Below are 22686 nucleotides of genomic sequence, written 5' to 3'. Positions count from 1 at the left end.
AACCATTAGAGACTGGCAAAGGCGTCCCGAGTGATGTTTTCGTATCCATCCGCTGTGACTACAACACTGTCTTCAATGCGAACACCGCCGTAAGGCCGTAGTTCAGCAATGCGATTCCAATTAAATTCTTCATTGCCATCGAATGCTTCCAGCAATTGATCTATCACGTAAATACCCGGTTCAATTGTGAAGACTTGCCCCTCGGCCAGCTCTCGACGTAACCGCAGGAACGGATGAGATGCGTCCCGTTCGAACGTATCGCCATTTTCCGATTTCAAGTAGCCACCAACATCGTGCACTTGCAAGCCAATAAAATGACCTAAGCCGTGAGGGAAAAATGGACGGGTGTAGCCGCGTTGATAAATGGTCTCTGCGTCGACTTTGAAGAAGCCAAAATCAGCAAGAATTTGCGCAATCATCCGATGCGTCTCAACGTGCAAATCGTAATAAGATACGCCAGGTTTAATCTGCTTAATGATCGCTTGCTCAGCAGCGTCGACTGCCGCTACTAGCTCCGCGTAGAAACCGTCTTTACCCGCATAGCTGCGCGTAATATCGGCACAATAACCGTTGTAATATGCACCAGCGTCAATCAGAAACGACCGATGTTCTGCTGGGGCGTCATTGTCATACACGTCATAATGCAGCGTTGCGCCGTTTTGGTTGAGGGCGACAATACTATTATAAGGTGTCTCGGTTTCCCGGCACTTCATCGCAGCTAAGTAGGCCGCATGAATTTCAAGCTCAGATTTACCAGCGAAAAACGCGTCTCGTGCCGCATTATGGCCACGAGCGGCGAGGACGTTGGCCTTGCGCATATTCTGCAGTTCCCATTCCGTTTTCACCGCCCGGTGGTAGTGAATAAAGTCGATCAACGACTCCGGGTTATACGCCGAGAGACCCCAACTATCGGCTGGAGCGTGTACCTCGCCAATAAATGCCGTTGTCTTTACTGCATTACCCAGTGATAACACCACGGTTTCAACGTTATCAATAATGGTGATATCGAAATTATCTTGCCACTCACCTGGCGGCAGTTTGGGTGTGGAATGCCAGAAGTCGCGCGCCTGATAAAGAAATAACTTTGGCGTTTCACCGGACTTATAGTAGATGAAGCTTTTCGGACTAGCCGTGATCGGCAACCAGTACTTAAACAGCGGGTTCACGCGATAGGGATAGGCATTGTCGTCTAGAAATGCGTACGCTGGTTGGCCGGCGGCAATTAAAACTGCATCAAATCCGTTTGCTGCTAATGCACGATCGAATTGATGCTTCACATAGTCTAAATGTTGCGAGTAATGGCTCATACACCCTCTCATGATGACCGCATTTTTCAGCGAGGAATAACGTCAGCCGCCGCGCGGCTGAGCACGTTCGGTGACAGTGTAGCAAAGCAGGAGCGAAGGTTAAATGCTAGGGAGTCTTTGGCGTAACGCTTGAATAATCTGCGAACTGTCGTAGCCGGTGGTTTCTGCCCACTGAAAGATAGTGCGGCCGTTGTGATCTGGTTCCATAATCATTCGCGAAGGTAAACTACGAGCAAGTAAGGACCCCACTTCTAGCGCTTCTGCAGTAACGGCAAACTGAAGCAGCGTGTAACCATTGCAACGCACAGAGTTAAAAAGATTATTCAAGCGCAGATTACTACGGTTGATTAACGCTTGGAATTCTCGGCGATCGTCAGCGCTAATGAGAAAGCAAATTTGGCGAGCAAGTTCTTCACCCTGCAACGTCGTTTGTTTCGCGACTGGAGCTGTCACCCCATTCACCGCAAACCAACCTGCACTCGCTAAAACTAACCAACGGTTCATAGTATGCCTTTGAAAAGAATTCTTGAACTGAAGTCATCGCGCATTCGGAAGTTCAGCGCATGCTTCAAGAAATCGTTGGTCATTTTTTCGTTTCGACGATGGAATGGCAAGTCTTTTTGTGTATTAAAATTGTTAAAATCAAGGGGTTTTCTATGCGGATTTATAGCAAAACGAATAAAAAAAAGCCCTGAGCTTGGATCAGGGCTATACGTTTGAAGGACTTATCAGTTGTACGTTTTTACAACAACTCTATGCAAGCTGTCTGATTCTTTCGAGTGCGCGTATGCGCTAGATCAAACAGAGAATGAGGAGCCACAGCCGCAGGTTGTCGTCGCATTTGGGTTGTTAACGAAAAATCGAGCGCCTTGTAGGCCTTCTTCATAATCAACGACGCCACCAACCAGATATTGCAGGCTCATCGGATCAACCACCAAGGTGACACCTTCTTTGGGAATTTCCATGTCACCTGGATTTACTTTCTCATCGAAGGTGAACCCATATTGAAAACCTGAACAACCACCACCAGTCACAAAGACGCGCAGCTTCAGGTTCGGATTTTCTTCATCAGCAATTAACGTCCGCACGCGGATTGCAGCTGCTTCTGAGAATTCAATTGGCATGGCCTGTTCTACAGCACTCATCGCGGTCGCTCCACTTCTATCTTAAACTACAAATTCGGGGGCATATTGTCGCTGATGGCGACCTTCGAATCAACTCTCGTCGTCGATTTCTTCAGCACTACTCAGTAATTCACCCCACGGAAACTGGCGCTCAGTTTGCTGTCCTGCACTTGAGCGGACTCTGATCACGAACGATTCAGGGTTAAAATTGGCTGGAAAAGTCCAGGTCGCTTCTTGTAATGAAAAATAGCTCATAGCGAACTCAACACTTGAGCTTTCCGCTCCACTCAATTCGAGTACATTTAATTCCGTCCGCTGCCCGTCCTGCTGACCACGAACAATGACCTCCATGCGCCCGCGAACAAGTTGTTGCAAACGTTCGGTATGGAGCAAGATAACCCGGAAATAATAACTGTCTGTAGCCGGTATCGTGCGAACGAGCACGGAGTCAATGGTGATACCCTCGGCGTCAAGCTCTGGCGCCAGCACCCGTTGATAAAATGCTAACTCACGACGAGTCTGGTTGATCTCTTCTTGAGCCGTGCGCAGTTCTTGTAGCAATGAACGATTCGCCGCTCGCTCAACATCAAGTTCAACCGCAAGAATATTGTTCCGATATTCAAGTTGATAAATAGTCTGCTGTAAATTGACCTTTTGGTTATCCAAGAGACGCGTTTGCTGCTCAAGATAGAGTCCACGCGTATTACCGAGCATGAAACCCAGCACGATTAAACTAACAAGTAACCCGAGCGTAACCGCAGTACGACGTTTATTAGAAACTAAAAACCTAAAATAGTATGGCAAACACCACCCCTTTTTGCTGACTGTCGAGCAGCTGCGCGGTATGCTACATTGTTACCGATTCACTAGGCACAGCTTTGAGGATAAACATGAACGAATTACTTTGGGTACAATGGTTTAAAGCCCTACACCTGATTTTCATGGTGGCTTGGTTTGCTGGCATCTTCTATTTGCCGCGGCTTTTTGTTTACCATGCTGAGTCCGTTGAACCCAAAGTACACGCGCAATTAAAAATCATGGAGCGTAGGTTACTTTATTTCGTCACGCCATTCATGGTCTTAACGATTATTTTTGGCACTGGCCTGATTGTACTCTATGGCAGCGCATGGTTGCAGTTTAGTACATGGATGCATTGGAAGTTACTTTTAGTCGCAGTGCTCGTTATCTATCATTTATATTGCTTTCGCCTACTCAAGCAATTTCGTGATGACCAAGTGACGCGTTCTGGACGATGGTTCCGTTGGTTCAACGAAATGCCGGTTATTCTCTTGTTCGCGATCATTATTTTAGCTGTTTTAAAACCCTAGAGGCTGTGCCATGCCGCTCTTTCTGGTATGCTTTGCGGCCATCAGCCACTTACGTCGGAAACGCCACTGATGATGAAATTTACCGGAGCTAACATTCTCTCGGTTGACCAATTTGACCGCGATGCAATTGAACACATTTTTCGTATTGCGGACCAAATGGAACCGTATGCCCACCGCCGTAAACGCACGCGCGTGCTCGACGGCGCGATTCTTGGCAACCTCTTTTTTGAGCCTTCCACGCGAACCCGGATTAGTTTCGGTACGGCGTTCAATTTGCTCGGTGGCGAAGTGCGTGAAACGACCGGCATGGAAAGCTCAGCATTAGCCAAAGGTGAGTCGCTCTATGACACTGCGCGCGTACTTTCAAGTTATAGCGACATCATTGCCATGCGCCATCCAAAAGCTGGCTCAGTCACTGAATTTGCTGAAGGCAGTCGCGTCCCGGTGATTAACGGTGGCGATGGTGCCAATGAACACCCCACTCAAGCGCTACTTGATTTGTACACCATCGAGAAAGAGCTTGCCCATCACGGTGGCAGCATCGATGGAATGCATATTTGCATGCTCGGTGATCTCAAATACGGCCGTACCGTACATTCTCTTTCGAAGCTATTGTGTATGTTTAAGAACGTGCGCTTAACCCTGATTTCACCGCCCGAGTTGGCGATGCCACAGTCAATCTGTGATGCCCTTACCAATGCCGGCCATCAGGTGATCAACACATCAGAATTAAGCGGCTCTCTGGATGCGGACATTGTCTATCAAACCCGCATTCAGCAAGAACGTTTCAATAGCCTCGAAGAAGCGGAACAATATCGTGGCCGCTTCCGTTTGAACAGCGAAATATATACCCGTCATTACAAGCCTAACACGGTAATTATGCACCCGTTACCACGTGATTCGCGCGCTGAGGCAAACGAACTTGATAATGACTTAAACCAAAACCCGAATTTAGCTATTTTCCGTCAAGCGGATAATGGTGTTCTCATTCGTATGGCCCTCTTCGCCGCAACACTCGGCGTTGAACACCTAGTTAGCCGCTACGATACCGATGTGATTTGGTATAGCGACAAAGCCATTAATTAAAGAGGTTGTGACGCATGTCTCGTTCTGAAGATCTATTTAAAAGAGCCCAAGACTATATTCCTGGTGGGGTGAACTCGCCCGTTCGCGCATTTAAAGGCGTCGGTGGTACACCGCTGTTTATCGAGCGGGCGCAAGGCGCTTATTTATTTGACGTTGATGGTAATCGTTATATCGACTACATCGGCTCTTGGGGGCCGATGATTTTGGGCCATAACCACCCGGAAATTCGTGATGCGGCCATCGAAGCAGCGGAGCGCGGGTTGAGTTTCGGTACGCCAACAGCGATCGAGATCACGATGGCGGAGAAAGTTATTTCCATGGTGCCGTCGATTGAGAAAGTACGCATGGTGAACTCGGGGACGGAAGCAACCATGAGCGCTATTCGTCTTGCTCGTGGTTATACTGGCCGGGACAAAATCCTTAAGTTTGAAGGCTGTTACCACGGCCATGCTGATGCGTTACTGGTGAAAGCCGGGTCTGGCGCTTTAACCCTCGGCGTGCCGAATTCACCAGGTATTCCGGAAGACTTTGCTAAACATACGCTCACCGTCAGTTACAATAATCTCGATGAAGTTCGGCAGATCTTTGCCGAAGTGGGCGACCAAATTGCTTGTATTATTGTTGAGCCGGTTGCCGGCAACATGAACTGCATTTTGCCAGAGCCTGGTTTTCTCGAAGGTCTGCGTGCTGTCTGTGACGAATACAATAGTGTCCTGATTTTTGACGAAGTCATGACCGGTTTCCGCGTTAGTCGCGGTGGTGCTCAAGAGTTTTTTGGTGTCAAACCTGATTTAACCTGCTTAGGTAAAGTTATTGGTGGTGGTATGCCGGTGGGAGCCTTCGGTGGCAAGCGCGAGATTATGGACTTTATCGCCCCTGTCGGCCCGGTTTACCAAGCAGGTACCTTGTCCGGCAACCCGGTCGCCATGGCCGCAGGTCTGGCGGCATTGAACTTATTGCACGACAGTAGTATTTACGCGCAACTCAAGACCTTAGTGACTGAACTTACTTCAGGACTACAAGAAATCGCTGATGCTAAAGGCGTTCCGTTTACAACCAGTCAAGCGGGCGGCATGTTTGGGTTCTTTTTTACTGATGTAGAGAAAGTGACCACATACGAGCAAGCCACGCATTGTAATATGGAGCACTTCCGTACCTTCTATCATGAGATGTTACATCGTGGTGTGTACTTAGCCCCAAGTGCCTATGAGGCTGGCTTTATGTCACTCGCACACACCGCAACCGACATCGAAGAAACATTGCAAGCCGCTGAGCGAGCCTTCAGTTTGTTAAAGTGAGCAAACGGAAGAATTTTCGCGGTCTAATCACTGCCAGCGACGGAAAGTGCTACACTATCCGGCTGGCAGTTTTATTTTGTCGCACATGTATTTTATTCAGTTGTTGGAGTACGCATGAGTCAAAACGTTGAGAAAGGTCCTCTTTATATCCCTCACGCTGGACCGTCGCTATTAGAAACACCTCTTTTAAATAAAGGCAGTGCCTTTACTCGTGACGAGCGTATCGCCTTTAATCTCACTGGCTTACTGCCACCGCGCTATGAAACCATCGAAGAGCAAGTCAGCCGTGCGTACATGCAGTACCAAAGCTTCGATACACCACTGAATAAGCATATTTATTTGCGCGCCATTCAAGACAATAACGAAACCATGTTTCATCGCTTAGTGTCGTCACATCTTGAAGAAATGATGCCGATTATTTACACCCCGACAGTTGGTGACGCGTGCGAGAAGTTTTCCGATATTTACCGCAGTTCCCGAGGCCTATTCATTTCTTATGCCGAACGCGAGCAAATGGACGATATCCTTCGCAATGCGACCAAACGCAACGTCAAGGTGATCGTGGTCACTGATGGCGAGCGCATTTTGGGCTTAGGTGACCAAGGTATCGGTGGTATGGGTATTCCTATCGGCAAACTGTCACTTTACACCGCGTGTGGTGGTATCAGTCCAGCCTATACCCTGCCGGTCATGCTTGACGTCGGTACCAATAATGAGAAGTTGCTCAATGATCCCATGTATATGGGAGCGCGACACAAGCGCATTACCGGTGACGAGTACGACGCCTTTATCGACAAGTTTATTCATGCCGTCAAACGCCGTTGGCCCAATGTGATGATTCAATTTGAGGATTTCGCCCAACAAACGGCGATGCCCATTTTGAAACGTTATCAAGATCAAGTGTGCTGCTTTAATGACGATATTCAGGGAACTGCAGCAGTCACCGCCGGATCGTTGCTTGCGGCCTGTCAGAGCAAAGGTGAAAAGCTTTCGGAGCAGAAAGTTGTCTTTGTCGGCTCTGGCTCCGCTGGTTGCGGTATCGCCGAGCACATTATTTCGCACATGTGCGCTGAAGGCTTGAGTCGTGAAGAAGCGAAAGCGCGTATTTTCATGGTCGACCGCTTTGGCCTCTTATGCGAAGGAATGGCTGATTTGCGCGACTTCCAAGAAGCTTTAGTGCAGCCTCAATCCGTGGTTCAACACTGGCAGTTTAGTGGTGATTATCCGTCGCTACTGGATGTCATGCATTGCGCTCAACCGACGGTCCTCATTGGTGTTTCTGGGCAACCGGGTTTATTCACCGAGCAGGTGGTCAATGCCATGCAGCAATATACGCCCGAGCCCATTATTTTCCCGCTTTCGAATCCGTCGCGACGCGTTGAAGCCGATCCGAATGACGTGGTTCGTTGGACCCAAGGAAAAGCTATTATTGCGACTGGAAGTCCATTTGCGCCGGTTCATTATGAGGGCAAGACTTACCCAATCGCGCAATGCAATAACAGTTACATTTTCCCCGGTATTGGGCTTGGTGTCTTGGCGGTAAAAGCGAATCGAATTACCGAAGAAATGCTGATGGCTGCGAGCAGAACATTGGCTGAACATTCGCCGCAAGTTCGCGGCTTATCCAGTCACCTATTGCCGGCAATCACAGAAATTGCCGCACTCAGTAAAGAAATAGCCTTCGCTGTCGGCAAAGTCGCTCAACAACAAGGTCATGCGCTAGAGCTTGAGGACGACACGTTCCGCCAGCGAATCGACAACAATTTCTGGCAGGCAGAATATCGTCAATACAAACGAGTCAGTATTTAACGCTAAAAGATCCGGTTACAGGTCACGCTTGGCGTTTGCTGAGCGTGACCCTTGGTTTCAAAATACGAGCCTAGTCATTGGAGCCACGGCCAAACAAGCGCCGCCAGAAACCGCGTTGCTCTGCGTCTTCCTCACGCTCTTCCGCCAAGCGTTCATCGTCAACGACACAGCCCTGCACGTCAATGCCGTTGGCAATTCCTGGTAATGCCCTTGAGCCGGGGCAACCACTAGCGATAGCCATTCCTGTTTCGGCGTCCCAATGGCGCATAGCCACGCCTGGTGGTGGCGTCAAGTTCAATGGAAACACCTCTTGCTGCTGCCAGAAATTCTGCGCGACAGGCAAGGCACCACGACTGCCGGTCAAGCCTATCGGTTGGTTATCATCACGCCCTAACCACACTGTGAGCAAATAGCGATTATCAAAAGAGACAAACCAACTGTCGCGAAGATCGTTGGTCGATCCGGTTTTACCACCGATCGGTTGGCGAATGTGCTGGCCCAAACTGCGCCCGGTACCAAATTCAATGACACCATGCGAAGCATAGCGCGCTAAGTAAGCTGCTTCCGGACGAAAACCTTGATTTACTCGGCGCTCTTGCACATAGAGCACGTCGCCGCGATGGGTACTGACACCATGAATGGAGGTTAACCGATAGCCTTCACCATAATTGGCGAGATAACCATACAGTTCGTTGACCGCGAGCGGACTGGTTTCTAATGTACCCAGTGCGAGGGCAGGATAAGGCCGGATATCAGCGCGCACACCCAATTCCAGCAAACGTTGGCGAAGTCTTGCTGGGGTGAGCTTCTGCCCCACTTCAATAGCCGGAATATTGCGCGAGTCGAGCCAACTTTGATAAAGAGAAACAGGACCGCGAAATTCCCCGTCAAAGTTACGCGGTTGCCAAGTGACACCGCGCTCATTGGTGATGCTGAGCGGCTCATCATGCAGAATGGTTGCCAAGGAAAACTGCGTGTCGTCTTCGAGAGCCAAGGTATACAGCAACGGCTTCATAAGTGAGCCAATTTGCCGCCGTGATTGGAACGCGCGATTAAAGCCACCGAATACCGGTGTCCGACCGCCAACTAAAGCGCGCACTGTGCCTGTATGATAATCGGTTACGACAGCTGCCGCTTGTATTTCATGATCCGGCAGCTGTTCCATACGGTTATACACTGCCTGCTCTAATTCGGCTTGCAGCCAAGGATCAAAATAAGTGAATACTTTTAGTCCTGTCTGTTGCCATTGTCTTCCCGGTATCAATTGACGCAATTCTGTTTGCACCAAATCGATATAGTCCGCACGTTGCCGTGCAATTAGGCGCGCACTCGCACGCGTGACAATCGGTGACTCAAGTCCGGCAATCAATTGCGGACGATTAATAAGGTCGTGCTCAAACATGAGATGCAACACAAAGTCACGGCGTTCCGCTGCACGCTCCTGATGGCGGTACGGGTTATAGAGCCCCGGACCACGGATCATACCGACCAGCATTGCGATTTCCGCTGGTGTCAGTTGCTCCGGTTGTTTACCGAAATAGAATTGCGTTGCCAAACCGATGCCATGAACTGCATGACCGCGATCTTGGCCAAAATAAACCTCGTTAAAATAAGTTTCGAGTATTTCATCTTTGCTAAAACGAAAATCCAAAATCAACGCCATGAAAGCCTCGTTGATTTTTCGTACCATGCGCTTTTCATGGCTAAGAAACATATTCTTCACGAGTTGCTGGGTGATAGTGCTACCGCCCTGTACCGTCCTTCCAGCCGCCAAATTTGCCAAAGCAGCACGGATAATTGACGTCGGTTTGACACCCCAGTGATGATAAAAGTCGCGGTCTTCGATGAGTAGTAAGGTCTCTTGCAGTAAATTGGGTACCTGCTCCAAACCAACGAGCAGACGTTCTTCCTGATTGTCGGAAGCGAAACGACCTACCAGCTGCGGTTCAAGGCGCAAACCATTGATAAATTCCTGGCCTGGCCATGTCTCTATTTCGACCAAGTAATTATCCGCATCAAACCGCAGCCGAACACGAAGGTCTGGCTCGTATCCATCCGGAAAATCAAATCCGCGGCGATAAAGCAGCACTTCTTGTCCTTGGCGACGATATTCACCGACATTTCGTGCGTAACGCGTGGCGCGATAATCTAGTGCCTGCAATTCTCGCTCTAATTGCGCGAGTGTTACACCAAGCCCTGGTGCGAGTTCAAATGCACGGCTATAGAGCAGTGCGGGAGCCTGATAGCGAGCTTCGGTGAAACGTTTGGTCACGAGCGAGTCAAGATAAATCATATAGAAACCGACGCAAACCACAGCAATTAATGCCAGTTTCCAAATTAAATGACTGAGTTTCTTTAGCATTCCTTTTATCCTATTTGCTCGAACGTTCAGCAGCGTCAAGGGCCCGCTTAGTTAAGTGCGTCGCTTGTGCATCCCATGGGGCTTCCGGCCATGGGTGTTTCGGGTACCTACCACGCATCTCTTTGCGCACCTGCACATAGGCGTCACGCCAAAATGAAGCAAGATCGTGGGTCTTATGTAATGGCCTTGCCGCAGGCGACAGTAATTCAAAAACAGGCGTAATACGACCATTTGCAAAGCGAGGAGACGCCGTCAGGCCGAATACTTCCTGCAGCTTCAAAGCAATCGAAACGGTGCCATCGCTGTGATAATAAACCCGATGCTGACGCTCACTGGGCGCCAGCCAACGTTCAGGCAACAAGGTGTCAAGTTGTTGGCGCTGAGCATACGCCAATTGAGCTTGTAGTGCTGGCAAGGGCTCCCACTTTTCGGCTTCGCTGCGCGTTGAAATCAGTGAGACATAGGGCGCTGCCCAATGTTCAAGTTCATCGAGTAAATTTTCAGTAAGCCACTGCGCACTGTCACTGCCAAGCAAATCAGCGACTAGGCGGATGCGGGCTAACCATTGTTGGGTTGACTCGCTGGCAAATAAAGCATCGCCCCGGCCCTTAATCACAGCTAAAAGCGCTGCAGTTTGGCGCTCCCGGTCCGGTGCTCGTCCGGTCGGTCTAGAGCTCACCACCAACTGGCCGATACGCTGCTCTTCGAGCTCAACGAAGTGGCCTTGTTTGCCTTGCCATTCCCAACTGAATTTAGTTTTAGCATGTTGCTGCAGCCAACCTTGCATGAAATCCGCTGACAACGCCAAGGATTGCCAAATCAGAGCATCGCTGTCGTCTTCCTGCAACGTCATTTGGCTCGCAACAATCCACTCCGCCGCTCCCATGGTATCATCCTGCAATCGCGCTGCCGTGCCGCTGGCTATTAAATAACGTTGTCCTGACTGACGTTGAGCTAGGCGCAGAGGCAGTGCCGCAAGTAGGAGTTCACTGAGAATTTCTCGGTCGGGGACGGCATCGATTGTCGCTACCTGCAACTTTTTGCACCAGTACTGGTAGCGCTCATAAAGCCGACGATCACCTTGGCTTCCGCGGTTTTTTAAAATCTGCTCAAGCCGAGCCAACAAATCGGTGTGTTGTTCTTGGCCGGCTTCTTCAAGATATGCGGCCAGTAGGGCCGCTACTTGTCGCCATAACGGCGCTTCCTGTTGAGCAGCAAGTGCCAGTGCGGTAGCAGCACTGAGCTCAGTTCCCCATTGCTGAACTTGGCGACCGAGTGTCGTCAACTGATTGTGTTCGTCAAGCAATTCTGCTGCTTGTAATTTCTGTCGAGCGGCCGCTAAGGCCGTTTTCGCAGGTGGGGTGAACCAAAGCAAGTGTTCCGGCTGAGTGCCCCAAGCAATCACTTCGAGTAGCAACTCACTTAAGTCTTCCGTTTCAATTGCTGCCGTGGAATAAGCAGCTAGTCCGTGCTGCACCGATTCTGACCAAAGCCGAAAGCACTGGCCTGCGCGGACGCGTCCTGCGCGCCCTGCCCGTTGTTCCGCTGAAGCCTGCGAAATCAGCCGAGTGGTCAGTTGCGTCAGTCCATAACGCGGATGAAAGCTGGCTTGCCGTTCACGTCCGCTATCCACCACGACATCAATATCAGGGATGGTGACGCTGGTCTCAGCCAAGTTCGTCGCTAACACCACTTTGCGTAAACCTTGCTGCTGTTGCGCCGATGTCAGTGGCTGCAGTACTTGGCGCTGCTCCTTCAAAGGCAAGCCACCATGCAGTTGCATCAAGATAATGCCGCTGTGGCCCTGCAACTCAGATGCAAGTCGACGAATTTCGCGCTGTCCGGGCAAAAACACTAAAATACCGTATTCAGCGACATCAATCGCTTCACGGACAACCGCGGGCAATACTTGCTGCCATCGATGTAGTTGTGTGGGTGGACGATAATGGAGCTGGATCGGAAATTGACGACTCTCGGTGGTAAAGGTTGCGACCTGCTGGCCAGCCCTGCGAAGCCATTGACCGAGCGCCTCGGCTGGCAGCGTTGCCGACATAATCAGGAGCTGCAAATCAGGGCGTAGGTCACGACTTTCAAGCGCTAACGCTAAACCTAAATCGGCGTGCAGATTGCGCTCATGAAACTCATCGAAAATAACCGTACGCACGCCCTTCAATTCAGGATCGGATTGAATCAAGCGAGTAAACATGCCATCCGTGACTATCAGTAGCTGCGTTCGCGATGAGACTTTGCGTTCTTGCCGAACCCAATAGCCAACGCGTTCACCCACGCTTTCACCAAGTTGCTCAGCCAAATAGTAGGCAATGTTTAAGGCCGCAACCCGTCGCGGCTGCACAAGAATAATTTGTTCAGCTTGAGTTGCCTTAAAGGCTTGATTGTTCGCCAATAAATAGAGCGGCAATAGCGTCGACTTACCGGCACCGGGAGGTGCTTGTAAAACGACCACGGATTGCCGCAATGCGACGGATAGCTCAGCTAAAATCGTCCGCACAAGTTGCCGTCGATTATGCGTTGGTTAAGAGTTTCGCGATATTGCGAATACCTAAACCGGTCGCACCAGCCGCCCACAATGCATTAGCATTGCCGTGATAAGCAGCCGCTAAGTCGAAATGCAACCAACCTTGACCTTGGTTCGGGGCAAAACGCAACAAGAAGCCAGCAGCATTACTTGCACCACCCGCTCCGCCGCCTTTGATGGGTCGACTATTGGCAGTATCAGCAAACGCTGACGGGCAATTCTCTTGGTGCCAGCTTGCTAATGGCAAACGCCAAAGTGGTTCAGCAGTGTCAGCGGCAGCTTGCAACGCTTGCATCGCATAAGCCTCGTCGACACTAAATAAAGCGTTGTACTCGGTGCCAACGGCGACTTGAGCCGCGCCAGTAAGCGTCGCTGCATCGATGATTTTCTTCGCACCTAACTCACCAGCACGCAGGAGTCCGTCGGCGAGTACAACGCGACCTTCCGCATCGGTGTTAACAATTTCTACGCTCACACCATTCTTATAAGTGATGATATCGCCGTTTTTATAAGCTGTACCGTCAATCATATTCTCTGCACAGCACAACAATAAACTCACCCGTTTTTGCAAACCTTGAGCAATGGCAAGGAGCAGCGCACCAGCGACCGTTGCAGCGCCGCCCATATCGCACTTCATGGCCACCATACCTTCGTTACTCTTGATACTATAACCACCTGTATCAAACGTAATGCCTTTGCCAATGAGCGCAAATTCGACTGCTGCATCCGCGTTACCGGTCGGGTTATAGTCCAGTTCAAGTAACGCTGGTGCGCGCTGACTGGCGCGACCTACGGTGTGAATGCCAAACCGCTCTTCGGCCAGCAACTGATCACCGGCAACCACCCGCGCTGTCACATGCTCGCCAGCCACGTCTTTCAGTTTTGCAATCACTCGCTCACATAACGACTCAGGGTAAATTTCAGACGATGGCAAATTAATCAGCTCACGACTCCAGCGCACGACGTCACGAAGTTGTTCAAGCTCAGGCTTTGCGTCACCAACAAAGTTAACCTGATTGGAACTTTTAGTATCGGTAAAGCCTTGGCTTAAAGCCCACTGACGATCGCGTGTCCAACCTTCACCGGCAGGCTCAATTTCGGTCATACCCAGTTGATCGAGTTTGCGACCGGCTTTCTGAATACTGCGTAACAACAGCGCTTCCGACTCGAGCTGCACGATCTGCATGCCCTCCGCGGTTAAATAACAAGCGCTATTCCCTTTATAATTTGCAGGTGCTGGGGTTTGTGTTAATCGAACTTGTACTGCACTGGACATAAGCTTTATCTCCACGTATGTTGCCGGCTAAAGAGTTTTTCAACGGATACTGTAAAGGGAAACTGAACCACGATGCAATTTAATCCACCTTTACTGCGCGGCACCTTATTGCGCCGCTATAAACGCTTCTTAGCCGATGTTGAATTAGACAATGGTGATCATATCACAATTCATTGCCCAAACACCGGGGCAATGACGGGATGTGCCGAGCCCGGCAGCGAAGTGTGGATGAGTGTCAGTGATAACCCTAAACGCAAATATGCCTACACTTGGGAACTGACACACACGCAGGACGGTGCTTGGATTTGTGTCAACACCAACCGCGCCAATGCACTGGTTGCCGAAGCCATTGAGCAGGGTGTCATCACTTCACTTGCTGATTATGCTTCTGTACAACGCGAGGTGAAGTATGAAGAAAACAGTCGTGTTGACTTCTATCTCAGTCAACATCCGAAACGCCCGGATGCCTATGTGGAAGTGAAATCTGTTACATTGTTTGACCCAGAGCAATCGACTACGGCGAATGGTTTCTTCCCCGATGCAGTGTCAACGCGCGGTCATAAGCACCTCAACGCCTTGATGGCGGTCGCGCAACGCGGAAGCCGAGCCGCTTTGGTCTATGCGGTCTTACATTCACAGATCCAAAGTGTTGCGGCAGCAGTACATATTGATGCGAAATACGCAGAGCTCGTTGCACAAGCCCGAGCGGTTGGGGTTGAAGTCATTCCAGTCTTTTTTTCGATATCTGCTCTTGAAATTAAAGCGCGAGCGCCCCACCTCTAATCACGCTCAATGCAGCAACGGCATGGAAAATACTGCAAGTAATCAATCACTTTATAGCAGAAAACCTTCCGAAGAGCGGTTAAAATTGCGCCCGCTGGGGCAATCTGGTATACATACCCATCTTTTTTGTTAGGTAGGCTAATTGAACGCTGGTGAATTCAATAGAATTGCCTGCTGGAGGATAAAAAATATGACTGATGCGACTAAGGAAAGGAAAGCGCACGGAGTCCTAGCTATGGCTGAACTCGCGCCATATCAGGAAAAGGACGGCGAAGAATACATGAACGAAGAGCAACGCGCTCACTTTAAACGTATTCTTGAAGCTTGGCGCGCGCAATTGCGTGAAGAAGTGGACCGTACTGTGGGCCACTTAAAAGAAGAAGCATCAAACTATGCAGACCCGGTCGACCGCGCTGCACAAGAGGAAGAATTTGCAATCGAGTTGCGTACCCGCGACCGCGAACGCAAACTGATCAAGAAAATCGAGAAAACACTCGAGCTGATTGAGCGTAACGATTTTGGTTATTGTGAATCATGCGGTATCGAAATTGGCATTCGCCGTCTCGAAGCGCGACCTACAGCTGACTTATGCATTGACTGTAAAAGCCTTGCTGAAATTCGTGAAAAGCAAATGAAAGGCCATTAATGGGACATGGTGCAGCATGCCGAACGATATCGTGGGCGCTTTGCCCCTAGTCCTTCCGGCCCGCTGCACGCAGGCTCTTTGGTAGCTGCTTTAGGTAGCTACCTTGACGCCCGAGCTCACCAAGGTGAGTGGTTCGTCCGCATCGAAGACATAGACCCCCCGCGCGAAGTTCCTGGTGCTGCAGATACCATCCTGCGGCAATTAGAATCGCATGGTTTGCATTGGGACGGGGATGTCGTTTGGCAAAGCCAACAAACTCCGCGTTACCAACGTGCTATCGCAGAGTTAAGCACTGCGCAACGTTGCTATCATTGTGATTGTACCCGCGCTCAGATTAAACGCCGGGGGACTAATTACGATGGACACTGCCGCAATCGTCAACTCCAGGACCAGTACACCGCAATCCGTTTTTTGAATACTCACCCACTGCAACACTTTCACGACCGTTTTCATGGTCATATTCAGTGTCAACCCAGTGCGACAGAAGATTTCATTTTGCGTCGTCGTGATCAACTTTGGGCTTATCAATTGGCTGTTGTTTGTGACGACCGCGCTGCCGGTGTAACCGATATCGTCCGTGGCGAGGACTTGCTCCATGCGTCAACGTGGCAACTGACATTGTGGCAGGCTTTGAATGACATTCAGTTCGACGCCAAGACCGTACCTCTTCCTCGCTTAGCCCATTTACCCTTGGTCAGAGGTCGAGACGGACGTAAATTAAGTAAGCAGAACCATGCGCCAGCACTCGATGCTGAGACTGCTTTAGACAACCTGATGGCGGCAGGTCGTCAATTAGGATTGAGCCGGCCGGAAACAGAAGGCTTCATCCGCGTGGAAGAATATTTAACTTGGGCCATCGATACATGGCGAGCACTAAAAAAGTAGGTTAAAATTGCAGCCTTGATTCAATGAGGAGTTCGGTCATTATTAAACGTCTCGCTAGGATTGCGAAGAGAGTACTACCTTCCAAGTCACGTACATCTCGCAGTGAAACCACAGAAGTAACAGATAAACAGATTGTCTCGCAAAGTGACGTGCATGCTCCTGTCACGCAAGCGGCTGCACCTGCAGGCCAGAAAAAGAGATCAGCGACGAAGCCAGCGCCGGCGCGAAAATCGAAGCAAGCAAAGGTGCAAGGACCTCGACGGATTCCTCGGTCTGAGCATCCTATCTCGCGAAACGACATCTCCGATAACGCCTTAAAAGTACTCTATCGCCTGCATAATGCTGGTTTCGATGCTTATCTGGTCGGTGGCTGTGTACGCGACATACTGCTCGGATTACAACCGAAAGATTTTGATGTTGCCACAAACGCCAAACCCGAAGAAATCAAAGCGCTATTTAACAATTGTCGCCTGATTGGACGGCGTTTCCGCCTTGCGCATATCGTTTTTGGCCGTGACGTGATTGAAGTTGCAACCTTCCGCGGTCATCACAGCGACGACGAAGCACCTGCAAATAATCTCTCCAAGCAAAATGATGAGGGTATGTTGCTGCGTGACAATGTCTATGGCTCGATTGAAGAAGACGCTCAACGTCGCGACTTTACGGTCAACGCGCTGTATTACTCGATTGCCGACTTTGCCATCTATGATTACGCGAACGGGCTTGCTGACCTTGAGCAAGGCTTGTTGCGTCTGATTGGTGATCCTGAACAGCGCTACCGCGAGGATCCCGTGCGCATGTTACGAGCGGTACGGTTTGCGACAAAACTTGGTCTACGCATTGAAGATGAGACACGTAAACCGATTAAGCCATTGTCAGGCTTACTGGACAATATCCCTGCTGCGCGCTTATTCGAAGAGTTTCTTAAACTATTTTTGCACCGTCGCGCGGAAGCAAATTTTGAGTTGTTATTGGAGCTGAACCTCTTCCAGTACTTATTCCCCGTCTTAAAGAGCGCACTGAAGAACCCAGACAGCCTCGAGTACCGAATGGTCCGTCAGGCCTTTGTTGATACCGACGTTCGATTAAATGAAGACAAAGGTGTCAATCCAGCTTATTTGTTTGCTGCCATTTTGTGGTATCCGGTCGCTGCTCGTGCCGACGAAATCATTCTCGAAAGCGGTCTTTCCGAATTTGATGCCTATCAGGTTGCTGCTGCTGACGCACTAAGCCGACAATCACGCAGTATTTCAATTCCCAAACGCTTTAGTTTGCCGATGCGCGATATTTGGTTATTGCAATTGCGTCTGCGGCAAACGCACCCGAAACGAGCGATTCGGTCATTGTCGCATCCGAAGTTTCGGGCTGGTTATGACTTCCTCTTGCTCCGCGCACGGGTCGAAGAAGACGAAGAGTTGGCGGCGCTAGGCAAGTTTTGGACCGATTTCCAACAACAATCACCACCTGTGCCAACAGCAAACAGTGACGCCCCAGCTCGGCCTCGAGCGAGTCGTCCTCGACGTGGGCGCAATCCGCGCCGGCGCAAACCCAAAGCCAAACAAGGCGAATAACGCAAATGGTTCATCGCTGTTTTATTGGCTTAGGCGCCAACCTTGAGCAGCCGTTAATAACCGTGCAACGCGCTGCTGAGGTGCTCGCTCGGCACCCAGCATTGCACAACTGGCGCTGTTCTTCCTTGTATCAGAGCAAGCCAATGGGCCCTCAAGATCAGCCCGACTATGTAAATGCCGTCGCTTGCTTTGACACTGAGCTCCAGCCGCTCGACCTGTTGGATACATTGCAGTCGATCGAACAACAATTTGGTCGCTTACGCGGCCGTCGCTGGGGTCCGCGTACACTCGATTTAGATCTCCTTTTCTACGCGAACGAAAACATCAATCACGAACGTCTGACTGTGCCCCATCCCGGTATTCTCGAGCGAGAGTTTGTCCTTATCCCATTAGCCGAACTCGCTCCTGACCTTTTGCTACCGACGGGACAAACCGCCGCAGTTGCAGCACAGCAAATTCCCTTAAACGACTTATGCAAAGTTGTCTGAACTGCTATGATGAGCGATTAACAGGCACATTAACATCGCGCTTTCACGATCAATGCAGGAGTCCATCATGAGTCGAATTCGTACCGCTGGATTATTAAAAAAGAAGCAACGCGGGGAAAAAATTACCGCTTTAACTGCCTACGATTCGAGTTTCACAAAGCTTTTCCACGACTGTGGTGTCGACGTTCTCCTTGTCGGTGATTCGTTAGGCATGGTTCTGCAGGGGCTTGATTCGACTATTCCGGTCACGCTGGATGAAGTGGCCTATCACACCCGCTGTGTTCGTGCTGGCAGCAGTGATGCCTTTGTGATTGCCGACATGCCATTTATGACCTACCCAGATCCCTTGATTGCCTGTGAAAATGCAGCGGAATTAATGCGAGCGGGAGCCAACATGGTCAAGCTTGAAGGTGGCGATTGGCTGGTCGACACCGTCCACGATTTGACGCGTCACGGCATTCCCGTGTGCGCACACATCGGTTTACTGCCACAATCAGTCAATGTTATTGGTGGTTACAAAGTTCAAGGCCGCGACGAAGAAAGTGCACGTGAGTTAGTGCGTCACGCTCAAGCTCTCGAAGCCGCAGGTGCTCAACTGTTAGTTGTCGAATGTATTCCAACGCATGTTGGCCAGCAAATTTCGACAGCTTTAACAATCCCAGTCATTGGCATTGGTGCCGGCAAAGAAACTGACGGACAAATTCTAGTCATGCACGATATGCTGGGCATGAACGCGGACTACCTACCCAAGTTTACGAAAGACTTTCTTGCCCAAGGCGGAAGTTTACAAGGCGCGGTCGAAGCCTTTGTGCAAGAGGTGCGTGACGGCAAATTCCCTGCACCTGAGCATTGTTTCGATGCCTAAGTCGTCTCTAACTTGACTATCAACTTACACGGAAAGCGCTATGCTGCATCTCGAATCCCTTGAACAATTGCGTAAAACTCGTCGCCAGTGGTCACAGCAAGGTTCTGTTGTGGCGTTTGTGCCGACGATGGGGAACCTACATGAAGGTCATCTTCAGCTCGTCGATGCCGCAAAGAAGCTAGCAGATAAAGTCATTGTCAGTATCTACGTCAATCCGCTGCAGTTCGGGGCGAACGAGGATCTCGACAAATATCCGCGAACACTAGCCGCAGATATGCAAGCGCTAACTGCGCGAGGTGCCGACGCGGTGTTTACGCCCGACACCGGTCTGATTTACCCGCGTGGTTTAAGTGAACAAACGTACGTCGAAGTGCCTCATCTAAGTGATATTTTGTGCGGAGCCTCGCGACCCGGTCATTTTCGTGGCGTCGCGACGATTGTTTGTAAGTTATTTAACATGGTGCAGCCGGATCATGCAGTATTCGGCAAAAAAGACTACCAACAGTTGATGGTCATTCGCCTCATGGCCGAAGATCTCTCGTTGCCAGTTTCCATACACGGTATTGAGACTATACGTGCCAACGATGGTCTCGCACTAAGCTCGCGCAATGGCTACTTGAGTGATCATGAACACAAGCAAGCCACAAGCGTGTATCGTGCGATGCAACAGATTGCTGAAGCACTTCAATCAGGTCGCAAGGACTTCAGCACACTCGAGAATGACGCGAAACTCCTCCTCAAAGCAAATGGCTTTACACCGGATTATGTCAGTATCCGACGCCAGCACGACTTGGCGCCCGCCGCAGACCACGATCATCAGCTCGTCATCTTGGTCGCGGCGTACTTAGGAAAAACGCGTTTGATTGATAATTTAGAAGTGTCCTGTTAGGACGCTGAATCGACCACTAACAGGCCGCAATGCTCCGCTGCGGCCTTGATTTGTGGCATCAAGTTTTTTGCCGTCGCAGCAATGTCACGTTGCTCTGCAATAATTTCCTGCAGCATACTCTCCGTCGTTAATGGATTCGCCAAGACTGAACGAAAGACGACGCTCCCTTCGTGATTATATTGTGCAGGTGTCAATTTAGTTCGAGAAACAAACGAACGGCCATTCTCGCGCTGCGTTTTTTGAATAAAGCGCGTCAGCGTATTCAATAATGGCGTGATCACTTTCAGCTGATCGTCACTCGCGTTTTTTAAGCTCTCTTTTAAACCAAACGGCACATAACGGTAGGTTAAAATACACAGTTCCGGATAGGTGATAACTTCAAAGTCATCCTGAGATTCAATAAGATCAGCGAAATATTTGGCTTTTTGAATACTGGTATCAATCAACAACTCATAGCCGGTGCGGCCCATGACATGTAATGCTGAGTAAACCAGCATTGCCATTCCTGGCCGCGAGCCTTCCATCGTATGACTCCCTAAGTCTTTCGAACCACGGCGAATAATATATTCAGCGTGATGTTCAATCGCATTGACCAAGCCTGGATCTTTGAAAAGTACCATGCCAGCGCCCATCGGCACATACATTTGCTTATGAGCGTCAATGGTCACGCTATCCGCAAGCTCAATCCCAGCCAATAGCGGACGATAGTGACTCGACATGAGGGTCGCGCCACCCCACGCTGCATCAACATGGAAATGCGTTCGATATTCTTGGGCAATCTTCGCCATCTCTTGCAGTGGATCGATATGACCGGTTTCCGTCGTACCCGCAATACCGACGATTGCGAGAACACGGCCACCTTCAGCGGTAACCTTCGCGGCTGTTTCACGCAGTGCATCGATACGAATGCGATTATTCTCGTCCGTGGCAACCGTGACAATATTCTGCCGGCCAATACCGAGAACATCGGCTGCTTTACCGAGCGAATAATGGCCACGCTCAGAGACTAAAATGACCAGTCGGTTATAGCCACAATGCATCAGACCGGCGGCAAGTCCTTCAGCACCGACACCTGCGAAGCCTTTTCTGGGTGCCAGAAGATTGTTGCGGGCTACCCACAAAGCAGAAATATTGGCGATCGTACCACCCGAGCAAAAGGCACCGAGCGAGTATTCTGCATTATGCATCCAACGATGGTAAAAGGCTTCCGACTCGCCGTAAACGAGGTGATGCAGCATCCCCAGCACATTTCGCTCAAGCGGGGTAAATGCCTTTGATGTTTCGATCTTCACCAAGTTCTGATTCAAACCAACCATCAGTTTTGCCAACGGCAGCAAGAAATACGGCAGCGCTGACGTCATATGGCCGATAAATCGGGGCGATGCAGTATGGACTGACTGCGAAACGAGTTTTTTTAACAAGGTTTCGGTATGGGTGGAGACAAACTCAGGCTGTTCCGGAATTGTGCTCGCTGCGAACTCTTGCTCAATTTCATGCAGGGGGCGTTCTTGCGCAACAATATGAGACGACAGAAAATCTTCAAGATTCTCTGACAAGTGTTGCTCGATTTTACCCAACGTAGAATCAGGCGCTTCCGGCACCGTAAAGATGCGGAACAACGATTCCATGCTGACTTCAGCGGTTGTTTTCGGCGCCACACAATTCTCCTGACTAAAATTTTAAGCCGGCAACTCTAGCACATTTCCACCGTCACTCGCTACTTCCTGTAAAGCAGCTCTTCGCGACTGAGATAACAGTGACGGCGTTTGTAAAGTCGCCGACAGTTGCCAAAGCGGCTGGCCACTGGCTTGGTATTTACGTTCAAACGGGGTCATTGGTTCGATATCTTGTGCAAGTTCTTTTACCTTAGCTGGAATTTGTAAACATGCCAGCGCGAGCGCAAACTCGCGAAGGTAGATCGGCCAATTACTGCGCATTTCCAGTTCACCACCAAGTTGCACTAACGCTGGGAAAACTGGCGCACCATGCCACCTGCGGCCAAGATGCTTCTTCTTCGGCCACGGGTTGGGGTAAAGCAAGAAATGCCGCTGCACAGGCCATTGTGCCGTAACCGCCAAACGCCAGAAGTCATTGAGGTCTGCTCGAACTAGCGCGTATTCGCCTTGCTGCTCAGGTCGGCGATGCGCGACATGCTTACCGAGTCGATGAGCCGACTTATCTACACCGACCACTAAAGCATCAGGATATCGAGCAGCAAGATGTGCTGTGCTTTCACCGACGCCACAACAGGAGTCCAAAATCAGCGGCTTGCTATTGTTTGTGAGCAAGGCATCGATTTCACGAAAAGCGGCTAAACTGTGCTCCGCGACTGGCTTTTGAAATTCGCTGTGCCAATAGCGAGCAACTGCCGCAGCGACGTCAGGGTGAACACCCTCTTGATTGCTTTCAATCGCTCTTGATTCCTGTTTCATG

Annotated in this window: 20 protein-coding genes; 11 read left to right on the top strand and 9 right to left on the bottom strand. The window is 50.2% G+C overall.

All coding sequences use genetic code 11. The annotated features are described in order from the left end of the window. Positions 1–5 precede the first annotated feature (5 nt). The 4 genes from pepQ to LAT77_RS10885 all read right to left on the bottom strand — a co-directional run bounded on the left by pepQ (position 6) and on the right by LAT77_RS10885 (position 3235). Positions 6–1307: a Xaa-Pro dipeptidase gene (gene pepQ, locus LAT77_RS10900; RefSeq protein WP_290564593.1), complete on the bottom strand. Its 1302-nt coding sequence runs from the start codon at positions 1305–1307 to the stop codon at positions 6–8. A gap of 99 nt (positions 1308–1406) precedes the next feature. Next, a complete protein-coding gene (locus LAT77_RS10895) occupies positions 1407–1811 on the bottom strand; it encodes a DUF3718 domain-containing protein (protein ID WP_290564592.1) in 405 nt (134 codons plus the stop codon). A gap of 293 nt (positions 1812–2104) precedes the next feature. Further along, positions 2105–2452 (bottom strand): iron-sulfur cluster insertion protein ErpA, encoded by a 348-nt coding sequence (gene erpA / locus LAT77_RS10890; RefSeq protein ID WP_290564591.1) that lies wholly within the window; start codon positions 2450–2452, stop codon positions 2105–2107. 69 nt (positions 2453–2521) lie between these two features. Continuing rightward, complete coding sequence (locus LAT77_RS10885; RefSeq protein WP_290564590.1) at positions 2522–3235, bottom strand: DUF6776 family protein; 714 nt, start codon at positions 3233–3235, stop codon at positions 2522–2524. 86 nt (positions 3236–3321) lie between these two features. Here LAT77_RS10885 and hemJ point away from each other — a divergent pair, with 86 nt between their 5' ends. The 4 genes from hemJ (at position 3322) to LAT77_RS10865 (ending at position 7952) form a co-directional block, all read left to right on the top strand. Further along, positions 3322–3759: a protoporphyrinogen oxidase HemJ gene (hemJ, locus tag LAT77_RS10880; protein ID WP_290564589.1), complete on the top strand. Its 438-nt coding sequence runs from the start codon at positions 3322–3324 to the stop codon at positions 3757–3759. Positions 3760–3831: 72 nt separating this feature from the next. Beyond that, entirely contained in the window at positions 3832–4845 is a 1014-nt protein-coding gene (locus LAT77_RS10875) for an aspartate carbamoyltransferase (protein WP_290564626.1), read from the top strand. 14 nt (positions 4846–4859) lie between these two features. Beyond that, a complete protein-coding gene (gene hemL / locus LAT77_RS10870; RefSeq protein ID WP_290564588.1) occupies positions 4860–6143 on the top strand; it encodes a glutamate-1-semialdehyde 2,1-aminomutase in 1284 nt (427 codons plus the stop codon). Positions 6144–6257: 114 nt separating this feature from the next. Then, a complete protein-coding gene (locus tag LAT77_RS10865; protein ID WP_290564587.1) occupies positions 6258–7952 on the top strand; it encodes an NAD-dependent malic enzyme in 1695 nt (564 codons plus the stop codon). Between the two features lie 70 nt (positions 7953–8022). On the opposite strand, the gene mrcB is transcribed toward LAT77_RS10865, so the two are convergent. From mrcB to pepB, 3 genes are read right to left on the bottom strand one after another with little or no spacing between them, the layout of a single operon-like run. Continuing rightward, positions 8023–10314 carry a penicillin-binding protein 1B gene (gene mrcB, locus LAT77_RS10860; protein ID WP_290564586.1) on the bottom strand — a complete coding sequence of 764 codons (2292 nt, stop codon included), beginning with the start codon at positions 10312–10314 and terminating at the stop codon, positions 8023–8025. Between the two features lie 10 nt (positions 10315–10324). After that, the gene (gene hrpB, locus LAT77_RS10855) at positions 10325–12823 is read right to left on the bottom strand and encodes an ATP-dependent helicase HrpB (RefSeq protein ID WP_290564585.1); all 2499 of its coding nucleotides are present in this window, start codon (positions 12821–12823) and stop codon (positions 10325–10327) included. A 13-nt stretch (positions 12824–12836) separates the two neighbouring features. Beyond that, positions 12837–14126 (bottom strand): aminopeptidase PepB, encoded by a 1290-nt coding sequence (gene pepB, locus LAT77_RS10850; RefSeq protein ID WP_290564584.1) that lies wholly within the window; start codon positions 14124–14126, stop codon positions 12837–12839. A 72-nt stretch (positions 14127–14198) separates the two neighbouring features. On the opposite strand from pepB, the gene sfsA reads away from it, so the two are divergent. From sfsA to panC, 7 genes are all read left to right on the top strand, one after another. After that, on the top strand, positions 14199–14909 hold the full coding sequence (gene sfsA, locus LAT77_RS10845; RefSeq protein ID WP_290564583.1) for a DNA/RNA nuclease SfsA: 711 nt from the start codon (positions 14199–14201) through the stop codon (positions 14907–14909). Between the two features lie 190 nt (positions 14910–15099). Beyond that, positions 15100–15555 (top strand): RNA polymerase-binding protein DksA, encoded by a 456-nt coding sequence (gene dksA / locus LAT77_RS10840; protein WP_126792541.1) that lies wholly within the window; start codon positions 15100–15102, stop codon positions 15553–15555. A 6-nt stretch (positions 15556–15561) separates the two neighbouring features. Then, positions 15562–16440 carry a tRNA glutamyl-Q(34) synthetase GluQRS gene (gluQRS, locus tag LAT77_RS10835; protein WP_290564582.1) on the top strand — a complete coding sequence of 293 codons (879 nt, stop codon included), beginning with the start codon at positions 15562–15564 and terminating at the stop codon, positions 16438–16440. A gap of 263 nt (positions 16441–16703) precedes the next feature. Continuing rightward, positions 16704–18011 (top strand): polynucleotide adenylyltransferase PcnB, encoded by a 1308-nt coding sequence (gene pcnB / locus LAT77_RS10830; RefSeq protein WP_290564625.1) that lies wholly within the window; start codon positions 16704–16706, stop codon positions 18009–18011. A gap of 5 nt (positions 18012–18016) precedes the next feature. Further along, entirely contained in the window at positions 18017–18499 is a 483-nt protein-coding gene (gene folK / locus LAT77_RS10825) for a 2-amino-4-hydroxy-6-hydroxymethyldihydropteridine diphosphokinase (RefSeq protein ID WP_290564581.1), read from the top strand. Positions 18500–18566: 67 nt separating this feature from the next. After that, complete coding sequence (gene panB / locus LAT77_RS10820; RefSeq protein WP_290564580.1) at positions 18567–19364, top strand: 3-methyl-2-oxobutanoate hydroxymethyltransferase; 798 nt, start codon at positions 18567–18569, stop codon at positions 19362–19364. Between the two features lie 40 nt (positions 19365–19404). Next, the gene (gene panC / locus LAT77_RS10815; RefSeq protein ID WP_290564579.1) at positions 19405–20253 is read left to right on the top strand and encodes a pantoate--beta-alanine ligase; all 849 of its coding nucleotides are present in this window, start codon (positions 19405–19407) and stop codon (positions 20251–20253) included. On the opposite strand, the gene panP is transcribed toward panC, so the two are convergent. Further along, positions 20250–21911 (bottom strand): pyridoxal-dependent aspartate 1-decarboxylase PanP, encoded by a 1662-nt coding sequence (gene panP / locus LAT77_RS10810; protein ID WP_290564578.1) that lies wholly within the window; start codon positions 21909–21911, stop codon positions 20250–20252. The two genes, panC and panP, sit on opposite strands and share 4 nt — an antisense overlap. Positions 21912–21932: 21 nt before the next feature. Continuing rightward, entirely contained in the window at positions 21933–22685 is a 753-nt protein-coding gene (locus tag LAT77_RS10805) for an SAM-dependent methyltransferase (RefSeq protein WP_290564577.1), read from the bottom strand. Position 22686: the final 1 nt, after the last annotated feature.

Origin of the sequence: Aliidiomarina sp. (genome assembly GCF_022565475.1) — a bacterium.
Classification (GTDB): Bacteria; Pseudomonadota; Gammaproteobacteria; order Enterobacterales; family Alteromonadaceae; genus Aliidiomarina.
This window is presented reverse-complemented; position numbering and strand designations above follow the sequence as displayed.

Excerpts from the sequence above, each read along its gene's own strand:
- pepQ (WP_290564593.1), bottom strand. The coding sequence starts at position 1,307 with ATGAGCCATTACTCGCAACATTTAGACTATGTGAAGCATCAATTCGAT.
- LAT77_RS10895 (WP_290564592.1), bottom strand. The coding sequence starts at position 1,811 with ATGAACCGTTGGTTAGTTTTAGCGAGTGCAGGTTGGTTTGCGGTGAAT.
- erpA (WP_290564591.1), bottom strand. The coding sequence starts at position 2,452 with ATGAGTGCTGTAGAACAGGCCATGCCAATTGAATTCTCAGAAGCAGCT.
- hemJ (WP_290564589.1), top strand. The coding sequence starts at position 3,322 with ATGAACGAATTACTTTGGGTACAATGGTTTAAAGCCCTACACCTGATT.
- LAT77_RS10875 (WP_290564626.1), top strand. The coding sequence starts at position 3,832 with ATGAAATTTACCGGAGCTAACATTCTCTCGGTTGACCAATTTGACCGC.
- hemL (WP_290564588.1), top strand. The coding sequence starts at position 4,860 with ATGTCTCGTTCTGAAGATCTATTTAAAAGAGCCCAAGACTATATTCCT.
- LAT77_RS10865 (WP_290564587.1), top strand. The coding sequence starts at position 6,258 with ATGAGTCAAAACGTTGAGAAAGGTCCTCTTTATATCCCTCACGCTGGA.
- mrcB (WP_290564586.1), bottom strand. The coding sequence starts at position 10,314 with ATGCTAAAGAAACTCAGTCATTTAATTTGGAAACTGGCATTAATTGCT.
- pepB (WP_290564584.1), bottom strand. The coding sequence starts at position 14,126 with ATGTCCAGTGCAGTACAAGTTCGATTAACACAAACCCCAGCACCTGCA.
- sfsA (WP_290564583.1), top strand. The coding sequence starts at position 14,199 with ATGCAATTTAATCCACCTTTACTGCGCGGCACCTTATTGCGCCGCTAT.
- dksA (WP_126792541.1), top strand. The coding sequence starts at position 15,100 with ATGACTGATGCGACTAAGGAAAGGAAAGCGCACGGAGTCCTAGCTATG.
- gluQRS (WP_290564582.1), top strand. The coding sequence starts at position 15,562 with ATGGTGCAGCATGCCGAACGATATCGTGGGCGCTTTGCCCCTAGTCCT.
- folK (WP_290564581.1), top strand. The coding sequence starts at position 18,017 with ATGGTTCATCGCTGTTTTATTGGCTTAGGCGCCAACCTTGAGCAGCCG.
- panB (WP_290564580.1), top strand. The coding sequence starts at position 18,567 with ATGAGTCGAATTCGTACCGCTGGATTATTAAAAAAGAAGCAACGCGGG.
- panC (WP_290564579.1), top strand. The coding sequence starts at position 19,405 with ATGCTGCATCTCGAATCCCTTGAACAATTGCGTAAAACTCGTCGCCAG.
- LAT77_RS10805 (WP_290564577.1), bottom strand. The coding sequence starts at position 22,685 with ATGAAACAGGAATCAAGAGCGATTGAAAGCAATCAAGAGGGTGTTCAC.